The 23,009-nt window shown below is 38.7% G+C and carries 15 protein-coding genes, 2 tRNA genes, 1 other RNA gene and 2 pseudogenes; 9 read left to right on the top strand and 11 right to left on the bottom strand.

Annotated elements, in window-relative coordinates; all coding sequences use genetic code 11:
• Nucleotides 1–66: 66 nt before the first annotated feature.
• Nucleotides 67–207: pseudogene (locus H3T84_RS12510) on the top strand (DUF4291 family protein); the annotation flags it as partial.
• Nucleotides 208–740: 533 nt separating this feature from the next.
• Here H3T84_RS12510 and H3T84_RS08735 read toward each other — a convergent pair.
• From H3T84_RS08735 to H3T84_RS08725, 3 genes are all read right to left on the bottom strand, one after another.
• The gene (locus H3T84_RS08735; RefSeq protein ID WP_037475230.1) at nt 741–1,898 is read right to left on the bottom strand and encodes a hypothetical protein; all 1,158 of its coding nucleotides are present in this window, start codon (nt 1,896–1,898) and stop codon (nt 741–743) included.
• A gap of 14 nt (nt 1,899–1,912) precedes the next feature.
• On the bottom strand, nt 1,913–3,112 hold the full coding sequence (locus H3T84_RS08730; protein WP_198218881.1) for an ATP-grasp domain-containing protein: 1,200 nt from the start codon (nt 3,110–3,112) through the stop codon (nt 1,913–1,915).
• Between the two features lie 412 nt (nt 3,113–3,524).
• Complete coding sequence (locus tag H3T84_RS08725; protein WP_037475236.1) at nt 3,525–4,940, bottom strand: pyridoxal-dependent decarboxylase; 1,416 nt, start codon at nt 4,938–4,940, stop codon at nt 3,525–3,527.
• Nucleotides 4,941–5,138: 198 nt separating this feature from the next.
• Here H3T84_RS08725 and thiL point away from each other — a divergent pair, with 198 nt between their 5' ends.
• The 3 genes from thiL to H3T84_RS08710 all read left to right on the top strand — a co-directional run bounded on the left by thiL (nt 5,139) and on the right by H3T84_RS08710 (nt 7,319).
• Nucleotides 5,139–6,101: a thiamine-phosphate kinase gene (gene thiL / locus H3T84_RS08720; protein WP_037475239.1), complete on the top strand. Its 963-nt coding sequence runs from the start codon at nt 5,139–5,141 to the stop codon at nt 6,099–6,101.
• A complete protein-coding gene (locus H3T84_RS08715; protein ID WP_370385788.1) occupies nt 6,085–6,636 on the top strand; it encodes a phosphatidylglycerophosphatase A in 552 nt (183 codons plus the stop codon). The genes thiL and H3T84_RS08715 overlap by 17 nt, the downstream gene beginning before the upstream one ends.
• 131 nt (nt 6,637–6,767) lie before the next feature.
• Entirely contained in the window at nt 6,768–7,319 is a 552-nt protein-coding gene (locus tag H3T84_RS08710; protein ID WP_198218880.1) for a ZapG family protein, read from the top strand.
• A 68-nt stretch (nt 7,320–7,387) separates the two neighbouring features.
• On the opposite strand, the gene H3T84_RS08705 is transcribed toward H3T84_RS08710, so the two are convergent.
• Nucleotides 7,388–8,806: a 3'-5' exonuclease family protein gene (locus tag H3T84_RS08705; protein WP_037475242.1), complete on the bottom strand. Its 1,419-nt coding sequence runs from the start codon at nt 8,804–8,806 to the stop codon at nt 7,388–7,390.
• A gap of 237 nt (nt 8,807–9,043) precedes the next feature.
• Between H3T84_RS08705 and H3T84_RS08700 the strand changes: the two genes are divergently transcribed.
• Together H3T84_RS08700 and H3T84_RS08695 are read left to right on the top strand one after the other, a co-directional pair.
• A tRNA-Arg gene (locus tag H3T84_RS08700) sits at nt 9,044–9,120 on the top strand.
• Between the two features lie 7 nt (nt 9,121–9,127).
• Nucleotides 9,128–9,202 (top strand) — tRNA-Glu (locus H3T84_RS08695).
• Between the two features lie 105 nt (nt 9,203–9,307).
• On the opposite strand, the gene H3T84_RS08690 is transcribed toward H3T84_RS08695, so the two are convergent.
• The 3 genes and pseudogenes from H3T84_RS08690 to H3T84_RS08680 all read right to left on the bottom strand — a co-directional run.
• Nucleotides 9,308–10,036: an SIMPL domain-containing protein gene (locus tag H3T84_RS08690; RefSeq protein WP_037475244.1), complete on the bottom strand. Its 729-nt coding sequence runs from the start codon at nt 10,034–10,036 to the stop codon at nt 9,308–9,310.
• 118 nt (nt 10,037–10,154) lie between these two features.
• Nucleotides 10,155–10,252: signal recognition particle sRNA small type (ffs, locus tag H3T84_RS08685), an RNA gene on the bottom strand.
• A 295-nt stretch (nt 10,253–10,547) separates the two neighbouring features.
• A pseudogene (locus H3T84_RS08680) lies at nt 10,548–11,784 on the bottom strand (DEAD/DEAH box helicase); the annotation flags it as partial.
• A 430-nt stretch (nt 11,785–12,214) separates the two neighbouring features.
• Here H3T84_RS08680 and recA point away from each other — a divergent pair.
• Nucleotides 12,215–13,264, top strand: a complete 1,050-nt coding sequence (gene recA / locus H3T84_RS08675) for a recombinase RecA (RefSeq protein ID WP_037392494.1) — start codon at nt 12,215–12,217, stop codon at nt 13,262–13,264.
• 310 nt (nt 13,265–13,574) lie between these two features.
• On the top strand, nt 13,575–15,050 hold the full coding sequence (trpE, locus tag H3T84_RS08670) for an anthranilate synthase component I (protein ID WP_198218879.1): 1,476 nt from the start codon (nt 13,575–13,577) through the stop codon (nt 15,048–15,050).
• A 135-nt stretch (nt 15,051–15,185) separates the two neighbouring features.
• Here trpE and modD read toward each other — a convergent pair whose 3' ends face one another.
• The 4 genes from modD to lepA form a co-directional block, all read right to left on the bottom strand.
• Entirely contained in the window at nt 15,186–16,031 is an 846-nt protein-coding gene (gene modD, locus H3T84_RS08665) for a ModD protein (RefSeq protein ID WP_198218878.1), read from the bottom strand.
• 97 nt (nt 16,032–16,128) lie between these two features.
• Nucleotides 16,129–17,862 (bottom strand): ABC transporter ATP-binding protein, encoded by a 1,734-nt coding sequence (locus H3T84_RS08660; RefSeq protein ID WP_198218877.1) that lies wholly within the window; start codon nt 17,860–17,862, stop codon nt 16,129–16,131.
• Nucleotides 17,855–19,687 carry an ABC transporter ATP-binding protein gene (locus H3T84_RS08655; protein WP_198218876.1) on the bottom strand — a complete coding sequence of 611 codons (1,833 nt, stop codon included), beginning with the start codon at nt 19,685–19,687 and terminating at the stop codon, nt 17,855–17,857. Before H3T84_RS08655 ends, H3T84_RS08660 begins: the two co-directional genes overlap by 8 nt.
• 642 nt (nt 19,688–20,329) lie before the next feature.
• The gene (lepA, locus tag H3T84_RS08650; protein WP_198218875.1) at nt 20,330–22,126 is read right to left on the bottom strand and encodes a translation elongation factor 4; all 1,797 of its coding nucleotides are present in this window, start codon (nt 22,124–22,126) and stop codon (nt 20,330–20,332) included.
• A gap of 134 nt (nt 22,127–22,260) precedes the next feature.
• On the opposite strand from lepA, the gene H3T84_RS08645 reads away from it, so the two are divergent.
• On the top strand, nt 22,261–22,698 hold the full coding sequence (locus H3T84_RS08645) for a MerR family transcriptional regulator (protein ID WP_198218874.1): 438 nt from the start codon (nt 22,261–22,263) through the stop codon (nt 22,696–22,698).
• Nucleotides 22,699–23,009 lie beyond the last annotated feature (311 nt).

The raw sequence follows: 23,009 nt of genomic DNA, 5'->3' as shown, positions 1-23,009 counted from the left end.
TGAAAGAAAAAGAAATAAAAGATTTTTGATAAAGAAATAATAACAGTATATTAGGCATACAGGAAAGAAATTACTTTACCGGCTTTAGATGCTCAGATTTTTGTACATCCGCTCTTTAAAGCTGAAAGAATGACTTGGTTTAAACCTTTTTTATGGATGATGTACCCATCAGATGGGCAGAGAAAGAAGGACAAAAATATATTTTAGCAATTAAAATGAATTGATATTTCTTTAGCTAATTTTCATGTAAAAATTATTTTAATAAATATATATTTTAGATTACCAGGGAATATCTAAATTTTTATAACCACCAATTTTGGGTAATTTTTCTTCAAAATCACAACTTGCTATTGCAGGTATTCCGCTATTCCATAATATTTCTAGAATTAACTTAGAATTATAAATATCGTCTTTTGAATATTGTGCTTCATCTTTTAAATATTATATAAAATTTGAAAAGTATATGAATCCATCTGGACATTCTTGAGTTTTATTATCATCATATTCATCCTTAGCTGTTAAACTGCCTAAATTTAGTCGATTTTTTATATTCTGTTTAAACAATAGAAGTACTTTTAATCCAATTTCCCATCTATTCAGATACGTCAAAAAATATACTTTAGCTTCTCCCGCTCTTTTAACTGCAAAATTTTTCGCATGAGCGAGGTCTGCAAACGATCCGATCTATAATTAAAGTAGCGTCGTCTGTTTTAACAGTTTCAGAAGGTGATTTGGTTGAGTTAAAACTGTTTTTTAGTTGCATAAGGAGTAATAAAAGTATTAATGATCTTATTCAAAGTTTTAAATATGCTCTGGCGGTAGCCCGGCAAATGCTGCATCCATATAGCAGCGAATTCAGGATAAAACTGAGCACCTCGTTGTGCTTTAAAATTTCCTGCGCCAGCACTACAGTGCAATATACCGCGATGTTTTTCCGTTTCTAAAAAAGCTTTCAGCATCAATCGACGATAAAGTCCATATTGTATGGGCAGCTCCAAATCATATCCGAGTATGAGAGTTGCAAATTGATTTTCACGTCGAGTAAGACCAACAAACCCGCTTAAAGGATTTTTTGATGAAGTGTCTGAGTGGTTCACTAACCGTAAACCATAAAATTGTATAAAACCTGTCTGTACTGCCGTTTTAAAGAAATCTACAGAATAGTCTGGATTATATGGTGGATATTTTTTTCGGTACAGTTGATTATAAAAAAATAAAGCTCGTTCAAAATCATCATCAGAGAAATCTGTACCTGCCACCCATTCCGACTGAGAGGTATATTTTTTTTCCAAACGAAGATCCCTTTTCACATCTGCATGCCGGCGCCAGCTGGGTTCATGTAGATTGCTTGCAATCCATACTTGTCGTGTTGGAATCAATAAGAAACCATTTTGTTGCAGCTCATTGATCATGTCGGCATGAAATATTGGTGTCAATGAACGGATGATAATAGGTAAATTATTAAGATTTTTATCAGCAGCCTCTTTTATTAAATTTTTTACTGCCAGCAAAATATCATTGGCAGTACGATTGCTGGGATAGATATTAGTCGCTAAAAACCAGTGATCCAGAAAAATACCACTACCCAAGCCACTCATCTGCATTGATAACTGTGCAATATAGGATAATCCGGCAAAAAATAGTCGCAGATATTTTGGAGTATGAATTAATTCCAGTTCGGCGCGCGCATAAGGTCCATAGCTGTTGAGTAAACTGGCTATCCAGCTTGTTTGCGGGTTGTTGCTGGTATTCCAGATAACAGGGACTTTTTCGTTATTAATCTCAGTGCTGGTGACTTGAAAAGGAGCATTATTAACAAAGTGATTGCCTTGTGTACATAATACTTCTACAAAATCCTGCTTGTGTTGAGATGAATTTAGTGAAAGTTTATTTTGCATAATGAAATAAAAAATTAATTGAAGACGATGGGCATACCATCCCACTCAATATCTGCGGTTGTAGCTGCTAATGGGGTGATATGCAGTTGTATAGCGCGCAAAAGTAGTTCTGTTGTAGTCGTAAATTGTGTCCAATAGGGCAGGGTATCGCCTTTTTCCCATACAATATCCTGAGCCTCTTTATAGTCATGCCAGAAAGTTGGGTTTTTCCAAAATCGCCATTGCTGGGGTGTTAATAGCATAGATAAACTATGCATTTGGGGAGAATTAAAGCTCATTTCATCTAAAGTGACAGATGAATTCATGCCCAGATTTAGTATTGTTTGGACAATAGAAGTTTGTATTGTCTGTGACAGAGCAGTCATGAAATGAATACCACTTGTGGCGCGGGGATTGCATTCCAGTACAAATATTTTACCTGACGCGTCTTGAATAAAATCAAATCCCACTTGACCGTGATAATGGGTTTGCGCAGCGAAGTATTCAACAAATTCACGTATTTCAAGATGTTGTGCTGGATTGAAGTATATTCCGGCACCTTTACCAATCCGGTATTTTGGATGATAACAGCTATGAGCAATCACTTCACCATGTCTGATAATACTGTAACTGCAGTATTCTTTCCCCGATATATATTTCTGTGCAACCCAGGGTTGTTGTGGTGATGCCTGAAGCTGATTGTAGTTGATAGTATGCGGACAAATTAGTGTCTGGGTAGCAAAACGTGAAAATGCTGGCTTAAAAACCCATTGTTTATCGGCGGAAAATTGTTGTTGTTTAAATAAGGTAAACTCTGCCTGATTAGTTAGTAAAAGAGTATCAGGACTTGAAACAGGCCAGTTTTGTGTTAGTTGAGCAAAAAAGCCTTTATGATGTAATTGCGTTAGTAGTGAAATGGAACTGGTGAATAGCTGGCAAGGGTGAATCTGTTGAATGAGGTCATTGGCTGAAGCCAGATAAAATACCTCTTCGCAATTTGGAATAATTGTATGAATTTTTTCTTGTGTCAGTAATTTTATAAGCTCCTCCAGCCACAAACCGGTTTGAGATTTAGGTAGAGGAAGACGGGTATAACTCACTATATATCTGCTGTAACGGCTTAACGCATAACTCATGCTATCAGCCATATGCACCCGATAACCAGCCTTAGCCAGTAATCGAGCCCATGTCAGGCTGGCTGGTGATCTGGCTCCTAATATAAGTATGTTGGGCATATCTATTTATAGTTAAATATAAAGTTAATTGAATAATAAATATAAGAATTATTAAAATTTTATATTTATTACGAACAACTGTAACTATTAATCTAATTCTGTAAAATGAAATATGAATTCTAATCCTGAGTGTTTTAACTAATTGCTATAAAGATATTTAGAAAGGAGAAAAACTGGTATTCCCTAGAAAGTTCATACATAGCAAATAGTTGTTTTAAACAATTAGGTCATGGCATTCCTAAAAACTGATAAATGAATAGTATAAAAAATTCTTAAAAAATAATAATATAATCACTTAATCAGAGTAAATATTTATAAATTCTAAAAAGGATAAAACTATCTATATAGCTTGAATAATAAATTATGTATAGCTTTAATCAATATGTATGATTAATATTTTACTTCTTAAAAGTTATTTACTATTGATCATGTTTTCAATTAATGAACATACTAATTTAATATCTTCAATAGTAGTTCGCCAGTTTACAAATGCTGCACGTATACCTTTTTCATGATTAAAAGTGGTTGGTGTCATAAATACAAGACCGGTTTTATTTAATCTTTGCAGAAATTCAGCGGTATCGCATGCAGCAGTAACTTTAAAGCAGACAATATTTAAACGTACTTCAGCCAATAATTCAAAATGGCTGCTTTTACGTATATAGTTACCAAATTCTTGAGCCAGCTCAATAGAATTATCCACAATATACCGATACCCTTCTCTGCCATAGGCTAACAGGCTGAACAATACTGGTAATGCTTTTAGTCTTCTGGAATTTTCCGGCAAGATATTCATAAAGTTAAAATTTTCCAGTTGATTTTCCAGATATGGAGCGCTGCTGTTTTTAAACTGGTTAAACTGTAAGCTGAAATGCTCTTTTCGTATAAAAAAGCAGGCATTTTCATAAGGTACGTTTAACCATTTATGGCAATCTATGGCAATGCTGTCAGCCATTTCCCAACCATTAAGTAAATGCGGATAGTGTGAAGAGCAGGCGGCAAATGCTCCAAAGGCGGCATCAATATGTATCCAACAGTTATAGCTATGCTTCAAATCCATAATTTCCGCAATAGCATCAAAATCAGCTGTATTGGCTGTGCCCGCATTTAAAACCAGAATAAATGGCTGATGTTTGAAACGATCTTCAATAAACAGTTTTAATTCGGCTACGTTAATGGCTTCACGCTGATTTGAAAGAGTAGGAATGGTAATTAAGTTATTTCTGCCTAAACCAAGCATAGCCAATGATTTTAATACTGATGAATGAGGGGTAGCCGAGATAACTGGCAGTGACAGATTTATTAAACCATCCGCAGCAATATCCTGTTTAAACTGAGTGCCATACCATTGTCTGGCCACAGCCAGCGCAGAAAAATTTGCCATGGTCGTGCCGGTGACAAATCCGCCGGTAAATTCCCTTGGCAGATTGAATAAATCCAGTAATAAATCAGTTGTGTGAATTTCAATATGTGCAGATACATCCCCCTCGCCGCTGATAGCCTGAGTATTCTGATCGTAAATAGTGGCCAGAATATCGCCTATTATTGCAGCCGGTGTACTGCCTCCGGTTACATACCCCCAATATCTGGGACCGCCTGAAGCAACAATAAACTCTTTAAACTGAGTATTAAATTGATTTAAGGCCGCTAATCCGCCATAACCTTGTTCGGGTAGATTCAGTTGCGGCAAACTATTTTGCTGTTGCTGAGTTAATTGGCAACATGTTGGCATACTGTCGAGGTTGTTTAGAAAGTCGATAGATTGATGAAAAGTATTTTCTAAAAGCTCATGGATGGCAGTTAAATCGTTGTTTAATGTTTTATTCATATATATTTATTGTATGGATTTATCTAGAATTGATTGTATAACTTTTTAATTATTGGAGAAATTTATTTTAAATCTAAGCAATGATATCTTTAGATAAGGCAATAAACTCTGCCTGATTATGGTAATAGACTTTTCTGGAAAGATTCAGGCAGACATCTTAAAATCTGAATCTGATTTGTATTCTAAAGTCTGTCTATCGTGAATGAATTTGATTTTATTCGTCAATATTTACATCGTCTGCAGCAGGATGAGCAACTTATTCTGGGTATTGGGGATGATGCCGCTATTATAAGACCTCGTAGTGGCTATGATCTGCATTTCAGTACTGATATGCTGATAGGCGGAACACATTTTTTTCCGGATGTTGCCCCGGGGGATCTGGCGCATAAAATATTGGCTGTTAATTTGTCGGATATGGCCGCTATGGGAGCCAGTCCGCGCTGGGTATTGCTTAGTGTGGCGCTGCCTGAGCTAAATAAGGAATGGTTAGCAGCGTTTTGTGATGCTTTGTTTGCTCTTGCTGCGCGCTTTGGGGTAACACTGATTGGTGGTGATACCACTAAAGGTAACTGGATATTTAATGTTAATATTATTGGTGAAACACCTAGAGGACAGGCTTTGCGGCGTGATGTTGCAAAAATCGGTGATGATATCTGGGTGTCCGGTCAGTTGGGGTTGGCTGCCGCTGCATTGGATATGCACTGGGGAAAAGTAAAATTACCCGTAGATGTATATAAGACGTGTGAACAGAAACGTCTGCGTCCGGAACCGCGGGTTGCACTAGGAAGACAGCTGCTCTCCCTTGCGCATGCTGCGCAGGATATTTCTGATGGTCTGGCTCAGGATATCGGACATATTCTGGCTGCGAGTAAGGTGGGTGCACAGTTGAATGTCGATGCTATTCCCGGCTTACAGACTTTACGGCAGATATCTGATGATGAGCAGCAATTAAGGCAATGGATGCTGGCCGGAGGTGATGATTATGAACTGGTGTTTACTGCACCTCCTGTAAAACGTGAAGCAATTTTAACAGCAGCTCAGACTACTGTTACACCGGTAACACGGATTGGTGCTATTACTGCATCAGGACTATTGCAGTTAAAAGATAATGCGGGCAATATTATCAGCTTATCTAAACAAGGATTTGACCATTTTGGCTGAACAAGATTTGACTACAGCACCGGTAACACCTACCTGGCGCTGGTTGTGCCGGCATCCGGTATGCTGGCTGGGTTTTGGTTTTGGTACGGGATTAGCGCCGAAAGCACCCGGAACATTCGGGACGCTACCAGCCATTCCATTGGCTGCATTATGGCTTATGCTGGGATTACCCCTGTGGCTGAATATCATTTTTGCTTTGTTGCTGTTTCTGGTTGGTATATTTATTTGTGATTATACTGAACAAGCATTGCGCCGGCAGGATTATGGAGGCATCGTCTGGGATGAAATTGCTGCTATGATGCTGATTTTATTTTGTATCCCGGCAGGCTGGATATGGTGGCTGGCTGCTTTTGTTATTTTCCGTTTCTTCGATGCCGTAAAACCATGGCCTATTCGTTGGTTTGACGCCCGGGTACACGGCGGGTTCGGTATTATGCTGGACGATTTGATTGCGGCAATTTTTAGTTTACTGGTGTTATTACTGGCCGGATACTGTATATCATCTTATGATTCAATTTTGAATATATTCAGATAAAATTGCATAAAACAGTTAAATCTTTAATCAATAATAATCCGGAATACGTTATGCTATGCTAACCATAATGATAAAGTAATCTGCATGGGGCTGATGTCAGATATGATATTCAACAGGAAAAGGAAAACAGCATGAATGGTCAGGTTTGGTTGTATGTATTAATTGCTGCCATAATCGGTTTGGTGCTTGGTATGGGGTTGATGTGGCTGTTATTGCGGCACAGTAGTCAGAATCAGCAATATCAGTCAGTTAAAGCCAGTTTTGACAGTTATCGTCAACAGGTAGACCAGCATTTTATTCATACGGCCAGTGCTGTAGATGAGTTAAACCGCTGCTATGAAAAAGTATTGCAACAACTTAATATTGATGCAAAGCAATTGATGGAAAAAAATACTTTGCAGGAACTGCTACAGAAACGTGCTGATAAAAGTGTCACTTTGGCATTTATGACCAGTTCAGAAAATAAAAATCCGCAAACAGATGCGGATTCGACCTTGCCTTATACTGATGTGATGCAAGCGGCCGTCATCCCAATTAACGGCATGCCGGATCAGGTACCTGATCGTATCGGTCCTAACGTGATACATAGCCACGAGCAGCTGACACATCCTAAAAGCAAAAATACTACACGTGACGGTGGGCCAACAGAAAAATCAGTTGATCTACAACAGAGTAAATCCTGATTAGGGTTTAATGCATTAAAAAATCAGGCTGTAGCAAAATTTTTGCTACAGCCTGATTTTTATTTTAATTAGCGTATAAATTCGATATTTTCCGGTTTTTTCAATCGCTGTTTAAGTAGTTTAGGTAAAAGAGGATGAAAATACCAGTGCAGGTCATCCAGCCGGATACAGCCTGCCTGAGCCTCAATCGTCACATTCGTATCAGTTACGGCATCTGTTTCAGTAACACGTATCTGATGCCATTTGCCCCAGTCGCAAACCGGTAACAATGGCGCATATTGCATAACTTTGTCATTTTGTTCATCCATAGCTGTTTCTTTACGACAGTGACCATCACATAAATGAGCAGCCTGTTTCGGACAAGGCTCATGAGTGCTGATGCTTTGCGGCAGAATATCCAGTACCGCTGGGCACAGATCATAGCGGCGTGCCCAGTCAGATAATGCACGTTTTGCTGCACGCGGATGAGCAAATAATCCGTAAGGCGGATGTCGCAATATTTCTTCCTGCAGCCGAATAACTCTTGCTTGTAATTGTCCGCGCTGATTGGCTACAAAAGAAACTGTATACCAGTTAGCAGGTGAGGAAGATTTGGATAAATGTGTCTGTGTTTGTGGGTGTAACTGATAGTAACCATATAGCCATAATGCATGCAAAGAGCTGACTGCGGGAATAAAATTAATTTCTGTAGTATTTTTCCAGTAGCTTTGTGTATTTTGGCGCTGAAACTGTATACATATATCGGTAAAAGCCCGTTCCACTATCATTAAAGATTCAGGCTGATTCGGAGTATGTTGTAACAGAAGCCCGGAGCTGTCTGGCAATGCATATAATTGCTGACGTAATTCAGGTTTAAGCCATGCAGGGAAATAACCTGGTTTAATCATTGTTCGCCACTGAGACTGCCAACGGGCATTATCTTGCTCATGCAAGCTGCGCTGTAAAAACTCAGTTAAAGCAAGAACGTCACCCATGGCACGATGGCGGTCGGCTGCGTTCAGATCAATTTCGAAACGCGCAATAATGGCATCCAGATTATGTTTAAAATGCTGCGGGTATAATTTGCGTGAAAAGGGGACTGTATCAAGTGTTGGTGCTGCAAAATTAATATTATTGCGTGCAAAAGCATGACGCAAAAAAGTGTAATCAAAGCGACTATTATGTGCGACCAGAAGGTGCCCGCGCAGTAAAGGTAGAAGCTCACCTGCAATGTCGGTAAAGCTCGGTGCATCCTGCACCATTTCGTTGCTGATACCTGTTAACTTAGTAATAAAATCGCTGATGGGTTGCTGCGGATTAACCAGCCATTGATGTCGGCTGATACAACCCTGATGAAAACGTAAAATAGCAATTTCAGTAATCCGGTCCTGAGCGAAATGGCCACCGGTGGTTTCAAGATCGACTATGGCAACAGGCAGAGGCAGCGTACAAAAAACCGCTGCCAGCTCGGCAAATGCAGCGGCGTCATCGTTGGTAACAATACTCATGACGCAAATAACTAACGCTTAAAAAATAGTCATTTTATACTAAAATACAGGTTATAGAATAATGCCTTTATACTAAGAAGTTTAATGAATTTATATAAACACTATCTATACAGGTCTTCAGAATTTAAATATGAATTTATCTGTCGATAAAACAGTATATTGCTTAATATTGCTATTTTTTAATTATGACTGGTCTTGACAGTAATGCCGATGTTACCTATACTGCACATCTTTCTCGCACCCGTAGCTCAGTTGGATAGAGTATCTGGCTACGAACCAGAGGGTCGGGCGTTCGAATCGCTCCGGGTGCACCAAGTTTCCGCGCCCATCGTCTAGCGGTTAGGACATCGCCCTTTCACGGCGGTAACCGGGGTTCGATTCCCCGTGGGCGTGCCAGTTAATAAGAAAGCCAGCTTTTTTAAGCTGGCTTTTCTTTTATCCAGATTATTGTTCAGAATTCATATAGGTATTGAATTAATTTAAGTAAGAGTGACTGTTTTTTTATTCAGGTAGTCCGGTTATCTGAATTTTTCCATTAATGTTTAATGTGAGGCGAGTTTCACCGGCTGCAATATCCTGAACCGGAGCAGAACCGGCTGTACGGCTTAGCATCATAGGTTGAGCATAGGCTGCATAATTCTGGGTAGGCTGGCTATTGCCTAAATTTATATTCACTATTTTGTATCCATGACCGCCTAGTTCGTGAGTAATTTGTGTTGCACGCTCCTGAAAACGGGCAATGGCCTGTCGGGTTAATTTTGTTTCATAGTTTTTCAGTGTTGTATCCGCAACCTGATAATTTATAGCTTCAATGGTTGCCAGACGCTGTACTGTAGTAGCGAACTGATTTAAAGCCACTAAATTTGTACTTTTAATCTGTATCAGAGCACTGTCTTGCCAGCCATTATCGATGCGTTTATCTTTTTGATAATCAAATTTTGGCTCAACCGCACGCGTTAATTGTGTGGTATTAAAATCAGCATGCCGGTGTGCATTAGCCAGAATCTGATTCAGTTGACTGGTAACTTTATTGCTGATCTGTTGTCTGTCCGCTCCCTGTTGCTGAATCTTTAATACCAGCACCATTTCATCCCGGGTAACGGTTTGCGACGCCTGTGCACTCAGCTCCACTACACCATAATTTAATTTTATTTCTTCTGCCAGACTGCTACTTGTTGAATATACAGATAGTAATACTATGAAGATATATGAAATAAAGCGGCGGTTCATTGTACAAACCTTTGTCACAATATAATTAAAGCAGATTAGCAAGGTGACAGATTAAATACAATAATTATTTGATAATAATGGGAAAAAATGAGGAATATACAGAAAATTTAGAAATGAAGGTGGCGAGCCAAACCCCCGGCACTGGTCGCTTTAAGATGGGCTGCTTGCTTCCGCACCTGACCCGTTGTCCTAAATAACCATGCGGGGAGACCCGCCACAGCGCGGTATTATACCGGTAGTTGGACTAATTCCCAACTATTTTCTTAATTTTAATACAAACAAAAATAGCTATTGTTAAAACAATAGCTATTTCAAATAATTAATCGCAAAAATTAAAGGCTGATTTTGGTTTTACGTACACCATAATCCGGCTGAAGCAGAGCGCATTGCGGATGATTATGACGGCTGAAACGGCGCGCACGTCCCGGAATTTGCTGACAACTGACACTTACGTCATTACTATCCTGAGTTCTGCCTGTCTGATTATTTGCATTAGCCTGATTGGCTTTAGCTGCTCGTTCGCGTTGACGCGGTTTATCACTCTCAACTTTAACCGAAGAAGTCTGTGACGCTTTATTTTCAGCGGGTGCCTGTTCCCACCAGCGCGGTTCAAAGCCTTCAATGCGTTCAATTTGCAGGTTATTCTGAGTTAATTCTTTTATTGCATTAAATACTTTTTGTTCCTGCTCATCCATCAGGGAAATAGCTACCCCTTCAGCGCCGGCACGACCGGTACGTCCGATACGATGTACGTAATCTTCGGCATTCAAAGGTAGTTCATAATTGATGACAAACGGAAGTTCAGCAATATCCAGACCGCGTGCCGCTACATCCGTGGCCACCAGAACACGCAAACTGCCTTCCTTGAATTGTGCCAGTGTTTCCAGACGTGTTTGCTGGGATTTATCGCCATGAATGGCTTGTGCACTTATCCCGCGGCGGTTCAATTCGCGATTAACCTGATCAACACTTTGCTTAGTATTACAGAATACAATTACCTGATTCATGTTCAGATCACAGATCAGCCGCTGCAGAAGTGAACGCTTGCGTCCGTTATCCAGTGCAATAATATGCTGTTCCACATTGGCAGAAGTGGTATTTTGTGCCGCTACCTGAATTTTTTCCGGATTATGCATAAAATCCTGAGCGAGCCGCTGAATGGCCGGTGCAAAAGTTGCTGAAAACAGTAAAGTCTGACGCTGTGATGGCAGCATTTGCATGATTTTGCGGATATCGTCAATAAAGCCCATATCGAGCATTCGGTCTGCTTCATCCAGAACCACAATTTCTACTTTGTTTAGCTGGATATTCTTTTGTTGTACGTGGTCAAGCAAACGTCCTACTGTGGCAATAACAATCTCGCAGCCCTGACGTAAATCCTGTTTCTGAATCTCCATATTCATCCCGCCAAACAGCACAGTCTGACGTAAAGAAAGATTTTTCAGATAACTCTGTACATTCTGATCAATCTGGTCAGCCAGCTCACGGGTTGGTGTCAGTACCAGCATACGCACAGGATGCATTGCCGGAGATGTACTGGTATTGGCATAGCGTTTCAGTCTTTCCAGACTGGGCAGCATAAAGGCTGCAGTTTTTCCTGTGCCTGTTTGTGCGGCAGCAAGTAAGTCCATACCTGCCAGTGCTTTCGGAATAGCCGCATACTGTATAGGTGTAGGTTCGTGATAACCCTGTTCTGTTAGCGCAGAAACAATTTCCTGAGATAAACCCAGGCTGGCAAAAGCATTCATTTTGACAACCTCCAGTTGTTGTCTGCAAATACATACAACTGTTACGAATTGGATAGAATAGATGACTGTTCAAATATCATTATTTTTAGAAAAGCACCATAACGGCAGATGGCAATCATTGATGTTATGGTTATCGTGACAAAATAGTCACTAATGTAAACCAATAGTGTATCATCTTTATCAACCCGTTATAAACTTGACTGCTATCTGGCTAAAATTAAATAAAAATTCGTAAATTAGCATTTGAATGAAGTCATTACAGCTTTGTATAACCTTTTGCAGACGGGCATTCCACTACTCAGTAACAAATAACAAAATCGTATAATTCAAATAGATAGCATAAATAAGCTTTTGCTAAACATCTAATCATAGGCTTATGCGATAATTAACTTTATTAAGTTAATCATACAGTACAAGCGAGCATATCAATATGTCAGATGAAAAAAGCAAGGCTTTGGCTGCGGCACTGGCGCAGATAGAAAAGAATTTTGGTAAAGGTTCCATCATGAAAATGGATGGCAGCCATACCGATGAAAATCTCGAAGTAATCTCTACCGGCTCACTCGGACTGGATCTGGCTCTGGGTGTGGGTGGTTTACCACGTGGTCGTATCGTAGAAATCTACGGACCGGAATCTTCCGGTAAAACCACGCTGTGTTTGGAAGCCATAGCACAGTGTCAGAAAGATGGTGGTGTATGTGCATTTATCGATGCCGAGAATGCCTTTGACCCGATTTACGCCCGTAAACTTGGGGTAAAAGTTGAAGAATTACTGGTATCACAACCTGACACCGGCGAACAGGCTCTGGAAATTTGTGACATGCTGGTTCGCAGTGGCGGGGTGGACATGGTTGTTGTTGACTCGGTTGCAGCTCTGGTACCCAAGGCTGAAATTGAGGGCGAAATGGGTGACAGTCATGTCGGCTTGCAGGCCCGTCTGATGAGTCAGGCTTTGCGTAAACTAACTGGTAACATCAAAAAAACCAATACTCTGGTTATTTTCATTAATCAGATTCGTATGAAAATCGGTGTCATGTTTGGTAATCCTGAAACCACTACTGGTGGTAATGCACTGAAATTCTACTCATCTGTACGTCTGGATATCCGTAAAACCGGCCAGATTAAAAAAGGTGATGATGTTATTGGTAATGAAACACGCGTTAAAGTAATCAAAAACAAAGTAGCTCCGCCATTTAAACAGGCTGAGTTCGATATTTTGTATGGCGAAGGTATCAGCTGGGAAGGTGAGTTGATTGATATCGGCGTTAAGCTAGGCATTGTTGAAAAATCAGGTGCATGGTACAGCTACAATGGCAGCAAAATAGGTCAGGGTAAAGACAATGTACGTCAATGGTTGAAAGATAATCAGGAAATAGCCGACGAAATTAATCTTAAAATTCGCAATAAAGTAGGCATCACTGCTCAGAATACCGAAGGGCAGTTGGATGATACTGATGGTGAAATGCCTGCCGAAGACTAAACGGGTCTGTTTTAAAAAGCTGCTTAGCTACACTAAGCAGCTTTTTTATTAGCTTATATGAGTTAAAAATCGACTGGAAAATTCTGGATAGTATATAGTTAAAAGAAAGGTAATTGCTTATGGAATAAGCAATACCATTGATAATACGGAAATGAGTTGCAGAGTCAGAGACCATTCCATTACTTCAGGTATACATCTGATAAATGCTTTTAAAGCGGATTTAAGTTATGATATTGAAAAGGAAAATAGTACTATTTGTAAAAATTTCCAATCAGAAACCACACCTTTTAAACAACACCAAGCATAAATCATGATCACTTTAGCTGAATATCAGCAACAAATGACTGCCGGCTATACTCATATTCCATTAGTACAGGAAGTGCTGGCAGATATGGATACACCATTATCACTTTACCTGAAACTGGCAAATAAACCATTCAGCTATTTGCTGGAGTCGGTAGTAAATGGTGAGCGTTTTGGTCGATATTCTTTTATCGGTTTGCCCTGTGATACCTATATTAAAATATCCGGACAAAACACAAGGGTATACCAGAAAAATCAGCTAATAGAAACGCATCAGGGTAATCCGCTGGAATTCATTAAAACATTTCAGAACAGATATAAAACTCCTGATATTCCTGACCTGCCAAGATTTACAGGCGGATTGGTAGGTTATTTCGGATATGAAACCATTTATCACTTTGAACAGATAGCCCACCGGCTGAAGCAGGCAGACAAACCTAATCCGATTGGAGTGCCCGATATTTTTCTGCTGCTTTCATTAGAGCTGGCGGTTGTGGATAATTTATCAGGCAAAATTTATCTGATTGTTTATGCCGATACCAGTAAAAAAGATGGTTATCAGCAGGCCAGAGCACGTTTAGAAGAGTTACGCACCGCGCTGCGTCAGAGTGTGCAGTTGCCATTGTCACTTGGCAGTGAATTAACTGAGCCAGTGACAGAAACTGGCGAAGAACAATATAAAAATTATGTTAAACAAGTAAAAGAGTACATTCTCAATGGCGATTGTATGCAGGTTGTCCCCAGTCAGCGCCTCAGCATGCCTTTTTACGATAATCCATTGAGTCTGTACCGTGCTCTGCGTACTTTGAATCCTTCCCCTTATTTATTTTATTATCATTTTGACGACTTCTATGTGGTAGGGTCTTCTCCGGAAATTCTGGTAAGACGTGAACAAAGCAGCGTTACAGTACGTCCTATTGCCGGGACGCGTCCTCGGGGCAGAACACCAGACGAAGATCAGGCACTGGCACAGGATCTGATAAATGATCCTAAAGAAGTGGCCGAGCATGTCATGTTAATTGATCTTGGACGCAATGATGTCGGACGCATTAGTAAAATCGGTCAGGTAAAAGTTACCGATAAAATGATTATCGAACGCTATTCTCATGTAATGCATCTGGTATCCAATGTTGAAGGTGAATTACAGGATGGAACATCGAATCTGGATGTACTGGCTGCCACCTTTCCGGCTGGTACGCTTTCAGGCGCACCAAAAGTGCGTGCTCTGGAAATCATCGAAGAACTGGAGCCAAACAAACGCGGTGTTTATGGCGGAGCAGCCGGTTATTTGAGTTTTTCCGGAGATATGGATTTATGTATCGCTATTCGTACTGGTGTTGTCAGAAACAATACACTATATGTACAAAGTGGTGGCGGTATCGTCTTTGATTCAGATGAAGAGCTGGAATGGCAGGAAACTCAAAATAAAGCCAGAGCAGTAATCAGAGCGGCGCATATGGTGCAGCAGGGTCTGGATAAGTAAAGCAGATAATTAGTTACTTAGAATTAACTATGGTTGATGCACTATTATTTATAACTATTCCATCAACCATAGTTAATGTCGTCGCCAATACTATGCAGTAAACCATCAGCTAATCATTTAAAACACAAATTAGCATTAAACAGGTTGCAATTTCACTTTAATATCTGCCGGCGGGGCATAATAGGGCGCAGAGGTAACCAGTAATTGCGCTCCCGCACGAACATATTCCGCTATATTTAATAAAGTAACGCCACCGGCAGCAGACAATAAACTCATTGGCGCTAATATTTGCTGTTTTGCTAACACCATTGCAAATTCTTCCGGCGTAAACTTATCCAGCTGTACAATATCTGCCTGTGCTACCAGTGCTGCAAAAGCCTCTTCGATATTATCTGCTTCGACAATAATTTTCTTTTCCGGCGCAGCATACTTTAAACGCGTTACCATAGCAGCCCAATCATCCGGCTGCTCATAAAAATGGCGGTGATTGGCAAACAGCAAAACAGACTCAGCTGTGCCGGCACGATGTAATATTCCTCCGCCATCTATTACAGCCGCAATAGCCAGAGATTTCGTACCGGGAATACTCTTACGCGTGCAGGCAATTTGTACCAGCGGATTAATCTCATGTGCGCTTGCCAGCATTTGCGCCATATATTGTGCTACACCACTGCACCATTCCAGTACATTCTGTGTCACCTTCCAGCCCTGATGCAGATTTTCAGCTTGACCAAAAGCGGTTAACAGCACGGTTTCAGCATTAACATCAGTACCATCTTGTTCTTGTATCACTACTTCCAGCCCAAGCTTCTGCAATAGCCTGGCCGCAATGGCCACACCACTAACCCTGCCAGCTTTCTGGCGACAGAATGTCATTTTTCCAGCCTGCCGGCCAAAACCTAAAGCACGGGTGGTTAAATCACCATAAGCGATATCATCGAGTAATAGTTTATCCAGCTCAGCATCAGATAAATAAAACATGGTATTTCCCCGTTAAATGAATGACTGCAACCTGCGCCTGTTTCTTATCAGTGATGTCGCTATAGCATATACCGATAATTATGAGAAAAATAATTAATCAATAATTAACAGATAATGCTTGTTTTTGAAAACTATAAAGCTTAGTAAATAAACCATTATTGTCCATCAAGTCTTGATAATTACCTTGTTCCGCAATTGAGCCTTTATCCAGAACAATAATATTATCCGCACCGATAATCGTTTTTAAACGATGAGCAATAACGATTACAGTCCTGTCTTTGACCAGACTGGCGATTGCTTCCTGAATATAAATCTCATTTTCAGGATCCAATGAGGCGGTAGCCTCATCAAGCAAAATAATAGGAGCATTTTTTAATAATGCTCTGGCAATTGAGATTCGTTGCCTTTCGCCGCCCGATAATTTACTGCCGTTTTCACCTATTAAGGTATTCCAGCCATCAGGTAATCGGGCAATTAGTTCATCACATCTGGCTATTTTAGCGGCAAGTTTGACTTCTTCATCAGACGCATTATGCCTTCCGATGCGAATATTGTTCATAATCGTATCATCAAACAATACCACCTGTTGGAAAACAAAAGCCATTGAATGCATCAAGGTTTCAGGGTCAATTTGCTTAATATCGAGATTACCAATGGTAATCCTCCCCGAATTTACATCCCAAAAGCGCGCAATCAATTGTAATAAAGTACTTTTACCACTACCTGATGGTCCAACTAATGCTGTCATTTTTCCTTCCGGAATAGTGCAGCTTAAATTATTAATAACGTTTATTTGATTGTAGGAAAAATTAACATGATCAATATTGATAGTATGATTAGCAAAAGTCACATCTTCTTTTCCTTCCATAATAGACTCAGATTGTAAACTTCTCATTCTATCGATGGAAACAAGCATATAAAACAGCTCGGGTAATAATGTCAAAATAGAAATCAGAGGGCTATAAATTCGTGAACTGATAATAACAAAGGCAATAAAAGTAATTGGATCTAAGCTGCCAGAAACCATCAGCGAAACACCGAGTAAAACCACTATGCCTAAACCGACTTGTAATGTCATAGTAGACAAAGTGACAATAATTCCTCCTATTCCTTCAAATTTAATTGATGCCCACATCATTTTTTTTAGGGCTTTATCCAGACGTTGGAATTTTTTACCACTTATTCCGTAACCTTTGATGATTTTAATACCATCCAGATATTCCTGAACTTCGTCGGAAACAATTAATTTAGCCTGAACATGTTTTTCACCAAATTTTTGTTCAAGTCTTTTACCAATAACAACAATAATAATAGAAATCGGCAGAGTACAAAAAATAGCACCAGCCATCCGCCAATCATAAAATGCCAATAAACAACAAGTTATCAGGCTGCTGATTGAATAACCGATTAATTGGGGTATCACATGGCTAAGCATGTTCTCAATAACGGCACAATCACCCATAATATTAGCCGTAAGTTCAGAAAGATCTTTTCGGTTGAAAAAACTAAGCGGTAGTTTGCGGATTTTTTCAGCAACTTCAATTCGGGTATTGGCTGCCTGACTAACAGCATTAGCATAAGTTTTTTCATATTCTCTTTTATAACAAAATAAGAATAATAAGGCTGAAACTACGCCTGCTCCCGCCATAATCCATAAGTAATTTATATTTACAGGAATTTGGTCAGTTAATGGCTTAATTAGCAGGATAATTATCTGTAATAAAATGACAAACGGTAACATTAATGTCAAATTAGAGATGATACAGGCGATAATAGCTTGATTAAGATTTTTATTCTCTGCATCAGACAACATCAATAATTTTTTAAACATATGCCACCTCATCATCTTGACCAGACTGATACATTTGCCAATTTAATGTTTGCTTATAGTATTGCCACATTTTGTAATAGGTATGATGCTTATCGATTAGCTGCTCATGCGTTCCTTTTTCAACAATTCGACCTTTATCTAATACCACAATTTGATTTGCATCTTTTATTGTTGATAAACGATGAGCAATCATAATAACGGTTTTACCCTGCATCAAAACTTTCAAGGCAAGCTGAATTTTGTATTCATTTTCAGGATCAGCAAAAGAAGTGGCTTCATCAAGAATTAAAATAGGTGAGTTTTTTAATAATGCGCGGGCGATTGCTAAACGTTGCATTTCACCGCCTGAAAGATGCAGTCCTTTAGTACCTATTACCGACTGATAGCCGTCTGGCAGCTTTTCAATAAATTCGTGACATTGTGCAGCTTTAGAGGCGGCAATAACTTCATCTAACCGGGCATCGGGTTTGCCGATTTTAATATTATCTAAAATAGTTTGTTTAAAGAGAAAAACATCCTGAAACACAAAACTCACTAACGACAATAAATACTCACTTTTCATTTGCTTAATATCTACACCACCAATCGTTATCGAACCTTCATCAGGATCAAAGAAGCGAGGAATAAGCAATGAAACTGTACTTTTACCACTGCCGGAAAGCCCAACCAGAGCAGTAGTTGTTCCTTGTTTTGCCGTAAACGAAATGTGACTTAGCGCATTATTCTCTGAAGCCTCACTACCCTGAATCTTATTGTAGGCAAAGGTAACATCATTAAAACCAATATCATAACGATTTACTTCTAAACCGGATTCGGGTTCAGCTAAAGGTTTTACGTTTAAAACGCTATCCATATTTTCAACGCTTTTAACTGCTTTTTGAAGGCCTTGAGAAACATACATCAGTTTTAAAAAAGGCGCTGGTAATGCCAGTGAAAAAATTAAATAAAAAATAGAAGCTAAGATAAAATTTGCATAATTATCTACAGAACCGAGTAAGAAAATTATTACCGGGAGAATAAAAAGATAGATGTTATTTAATATCAGTAGAAAAAATGCCATATGATATTTAAAACAATCAGTAAACTTAAGGCAAAATACTTGATACGCTTTGATTGACTCATAAAAGCGTTTAAATGAGAAAAAAGTTTGATTGAAAGCTTTTACAACAGCAATACCACGAATATATTCAACTGAAGCATTACTCATATCAATGAGTCGATTTTGAAACTCCTGCATATGGTTTTTAATATCTTTACGACAGTAGCCGCTTATCAAAACAATATAAGCCAAAATAATGGGTACTAGCGTTGCCAACCCTAAACGCCAGTCAAAAACAGCTAAAATAATTAAAATGATAATCGGAGTCGCAAACGAACCAACCATATCAGGGAGTTGATGAGCAATAAAAATTTCTATCTTTTCAATATCATCATCAACGATTTTTCGTAACTCTCCACTCGAATGTTCAGTATAAAATCCTAATGGTAAATATGATAAATACCGAACGAAATTATATTTCAAATAGTAAAGCGTTTTAAACGCAGCAATATGCGAGAAGCAGAGTGCAAGGAAATTAAAAAATAGCGACAATGCAGCCGCAATAAAAGCCAGCCAACCATAATGAATAATAAGCCCGTTATTTAATACGTCCTTATTAGCTAAACTCATTATTAATTCGTAAACAATATAATAAACCGAAATAAAAGGGATAAAAGCAGTAGCAACACTTAAAACTGAAAATAAACAAGATAAAATAATTAAAATTTTATTTTTAAAGGTGAGTTGCCAAAGTCGAAAAGCAGGACTGTTATTACACGGTTTCATTAAATGAGTACCTTATTAAAGTAATAATAATCATTATCATTTATAATGTATAAAATAACAATTCTTTTTATAAAACAAACAATATTATGGAGTGTGTTAATAAAATCGCAGGCCTTGAGTGCAACAAATTTTGCACTGAGTCATGATTTTGAGCTGATGCGTGACCACAATGGAAAAGATTGCTCTACTTCTTAAAACCATCTTAATGACGAACAGCTGATTAAATAATTAACTCAGTTAAATTATCGAGCAGAGTTTTTTTGCATTATGAGAATTTATTTTTTGATATTGTTCTAAAATAGATTTCTGACTGGAATGATAGGATATATTAAAAGTTGTACTACGATATTCAATGAACTCTATTTGATTGATTCATGACAATTTATTTTGCTTTTAGTTGTCAATAATTCCTAATAAATATAACAGATTGCCAGTGATGTTTTCATTTCATAAGCTATATCTATCTGGTATATAACCATTAATAATTTTGTCGTATATAACCTTCTGAAAGAAATCCAGGTACAAAAAATGTAAGCTGAAACAGTTAATACTCAAAGTATTATTTCAATAGCTGTAGAAAAACTAAGAGGATATAGAAAAAGCATACCCTCTTAGTTTTAAATTGATAGAAATAAACATTTATCAGCTAATATCCAGCACCGCATGGAATGCAGCTTGAGGAATATCTACACCGCCAAATTTACGTTGTCTGACTTTATTATCTTTTATATTTTTAGCAATTTTTCTCTTTTTGGATAGAGAGCCGGAATATCCTTTTCCGGTTACGCTTTTGCGTAAGGGCGGAATATCCTCACGCGCAATAACTCTGTTTTCAACCACAGACTGAACTGGCATGGGATATAACTTACGCGGAATCACATGCTTCATTTTCAGAGCTATTTGCTTACCGCGTTCATAACTACTGCTGCGCGGTAAAATAAATGAAAATGCATCTACTATTTCATCATTCAGCCAGATATCCATTTTCACAAGATCAGACGCAATATAACATCTGTCGCGGTAATCAACTGAAGCATAACCATGCGTGATGGATTTTAGTGAATTGAAAAAAGTATAGGCAATTTCAGAAATCGGCAGCTTAAAAAATAGTTCCGCCATTTTATTATTGAGGTAGGTCATATCAACAAATATACCTCGCTTTTCCTGGCACAGATTCATAATTTCGCCAATATTTTCCACAGGAATAATAATGGCTGACTCAATAAAAGGTTCTTCAATGGAAGCTATTTTTTCAAAACTCGGTAACAATGTCGGATTATTTACCGTTATTACCTGGCCATTCGTAAGCGTTACCCGGTACTCAACACTGGGAAACGTAGAAATAATTTCAATACCATGTTCCCGTTCTAGTCTTTCCTGAATAATTTCCATGTGCAAAATGCCTAGAAAGCCACATCGAAAGCCACTGCCAAGTGCCAGAGAATTTTCCTGTTGATAAATAAAGGCCGAATCATTCAGAGCCAGTTTTTCTATCGCATCGCGCAGCTTTTCCTGTTCCTCATTTTTAATAGGAAACAAGCCTGCATATACCATGGGTTTAACATCTTTATATCCGGGTACGGGCGGAGTGTCTGGCGCATTAATATCAATTAATGTATCACCAACCTTTACATTGGACACCACCTTTATATTAGTAGAAATATAGCCTACCTCGCCCGCAACAAGCGTTTCAACAGACCTCATTTCAGGCAAAAATACACCAATCTGTAATGCTTCAAACTCCAGTTCACTTTTGATCATTTTAATTTTCTGACCAGTAGTCACCGAACCATTGAAGATACGGACATGCAGAACCACACCACGATACATATCGTAATGCGAATCAAAAATTAAAGCCTGAAGAGGACGATCCTGCTCACCACTAGGTGCCGGTATTTCTTTAACAATAGCATTCAGAATATTATCGACTCCGGCCCCTGTTCTGGCCGAAGCCAATATAATATTGTCTAGATTAATCCCATCCAGCTCTTCGAGCTCTTTGGTAACACGTTCTACATCCGCATTTGGCATATCAATTTTATTGATAACCGGAATAATCGTTAAATTCTGTTCCTGCGCTAATTTTAAATTAGCAATAGTCTGAGCCTGCACTCCCTGTGTGGCATCAATCACCAATAATGCCCCTTCACAAGCGGCTAAACTGCGGGAAACTTCATAGGCAAAGTCAGTATGACCGGGCGTATCAATCAAATTAAGTTCATACTCAGCTTGATCTTCGGCTTGATAGTACATACGCACAGTCTGGAGCTTAATAGTAATACCGCGCTCTCTTTCAAGCTCCATATTATCTAATAATTGCTCTTTCATTTCTCTTTCGCTGACCGTTTTTGTCATTTCAATTAACCTGTCAGCCAGCGTAGATTTACCATGATCAATATGAGCAATAATACAAAAATTTCTAATATTATTTAGGTTCATATTCCCATTCTTTCAGATTTTATTCATTTAATAGGCATTAAATGTAATAATTAGAGTAACTCGAAGTCAAGCTTAATATCCCGTCTTTACTAACTGTTATATTTTGTTGATTTATAAAACTAAAGAGGTGAAAAATGGTGGATTTACAGGATTGTATTTTATCAATAGCCAATAATGGACAGTTAAGCCTCAAACCTAAATATTCTGTAACCGAAGCGGCCCAAATTCTTGGATTATCAGCACATACTCTGCGCTATTACGATTCCCTTAATCTATTCCCGTTCTTACAGAGAGATCAGCATGACAAAAGATTTTTTTCAGATGCAGATTTACAATGGGCAAAATTAATCGAGTGTTTACGCAATGCCAATATGTCCATAAAAGATGTTCAACACTATGTAGAGCTCTGTTTGCAAGGAGACAAAACACTGGATCAGCGGCTGAATATAATTAGCCAGCAAGAACAAAAGCTGCTCGACACCATGGAAACATTAAAAAAGCAAATAGCATTATTGAGATTTAAAAAAGAATACTATGAAAATGCTAAACTCAAAAAAGACCATGATAAATAGTACTGTCATCTAATCAAAAGTAGAAGGAAATAGAGGCTATAAACAAGTCAACATCCCTATCGGCAGATAGCGGAGTCAAATAAAACCGCAAAGACTGAGTCAAAGGCACCAAAAATAAACTTAGTAAAAACAGTTGAATGAGAAGAAAGTCAAAAATAAATGCAGACAGGAGTTGACAGGGGATTAGTGGAGGCGTATAGTTCGCCTTCTTCGCTGATGACGCGATACGAAACAAACGCACAGTTTAAAGTAGAACGCAGTCGAAAGCAACGCTCTTTAACAGAACAGATTACCGATAAGTGTGAGTGCCA

The organism is Snodgrassella sp. M0110 (assembly GCF_016101465.1).
In the GTDB taxonomy this organism is placed as follows: Bacteria; Pseudomonadota; Gammaproteobacteria; order Burkholderiales; family Neisseriaceae; genus Snodgrassella; species Snodgrassella alvi.
The sequence above is the reverse complement of the archived record's forward strand: the minus strand, read 5'-3'. Positions and strand labels throughout refer to the sequence as shown.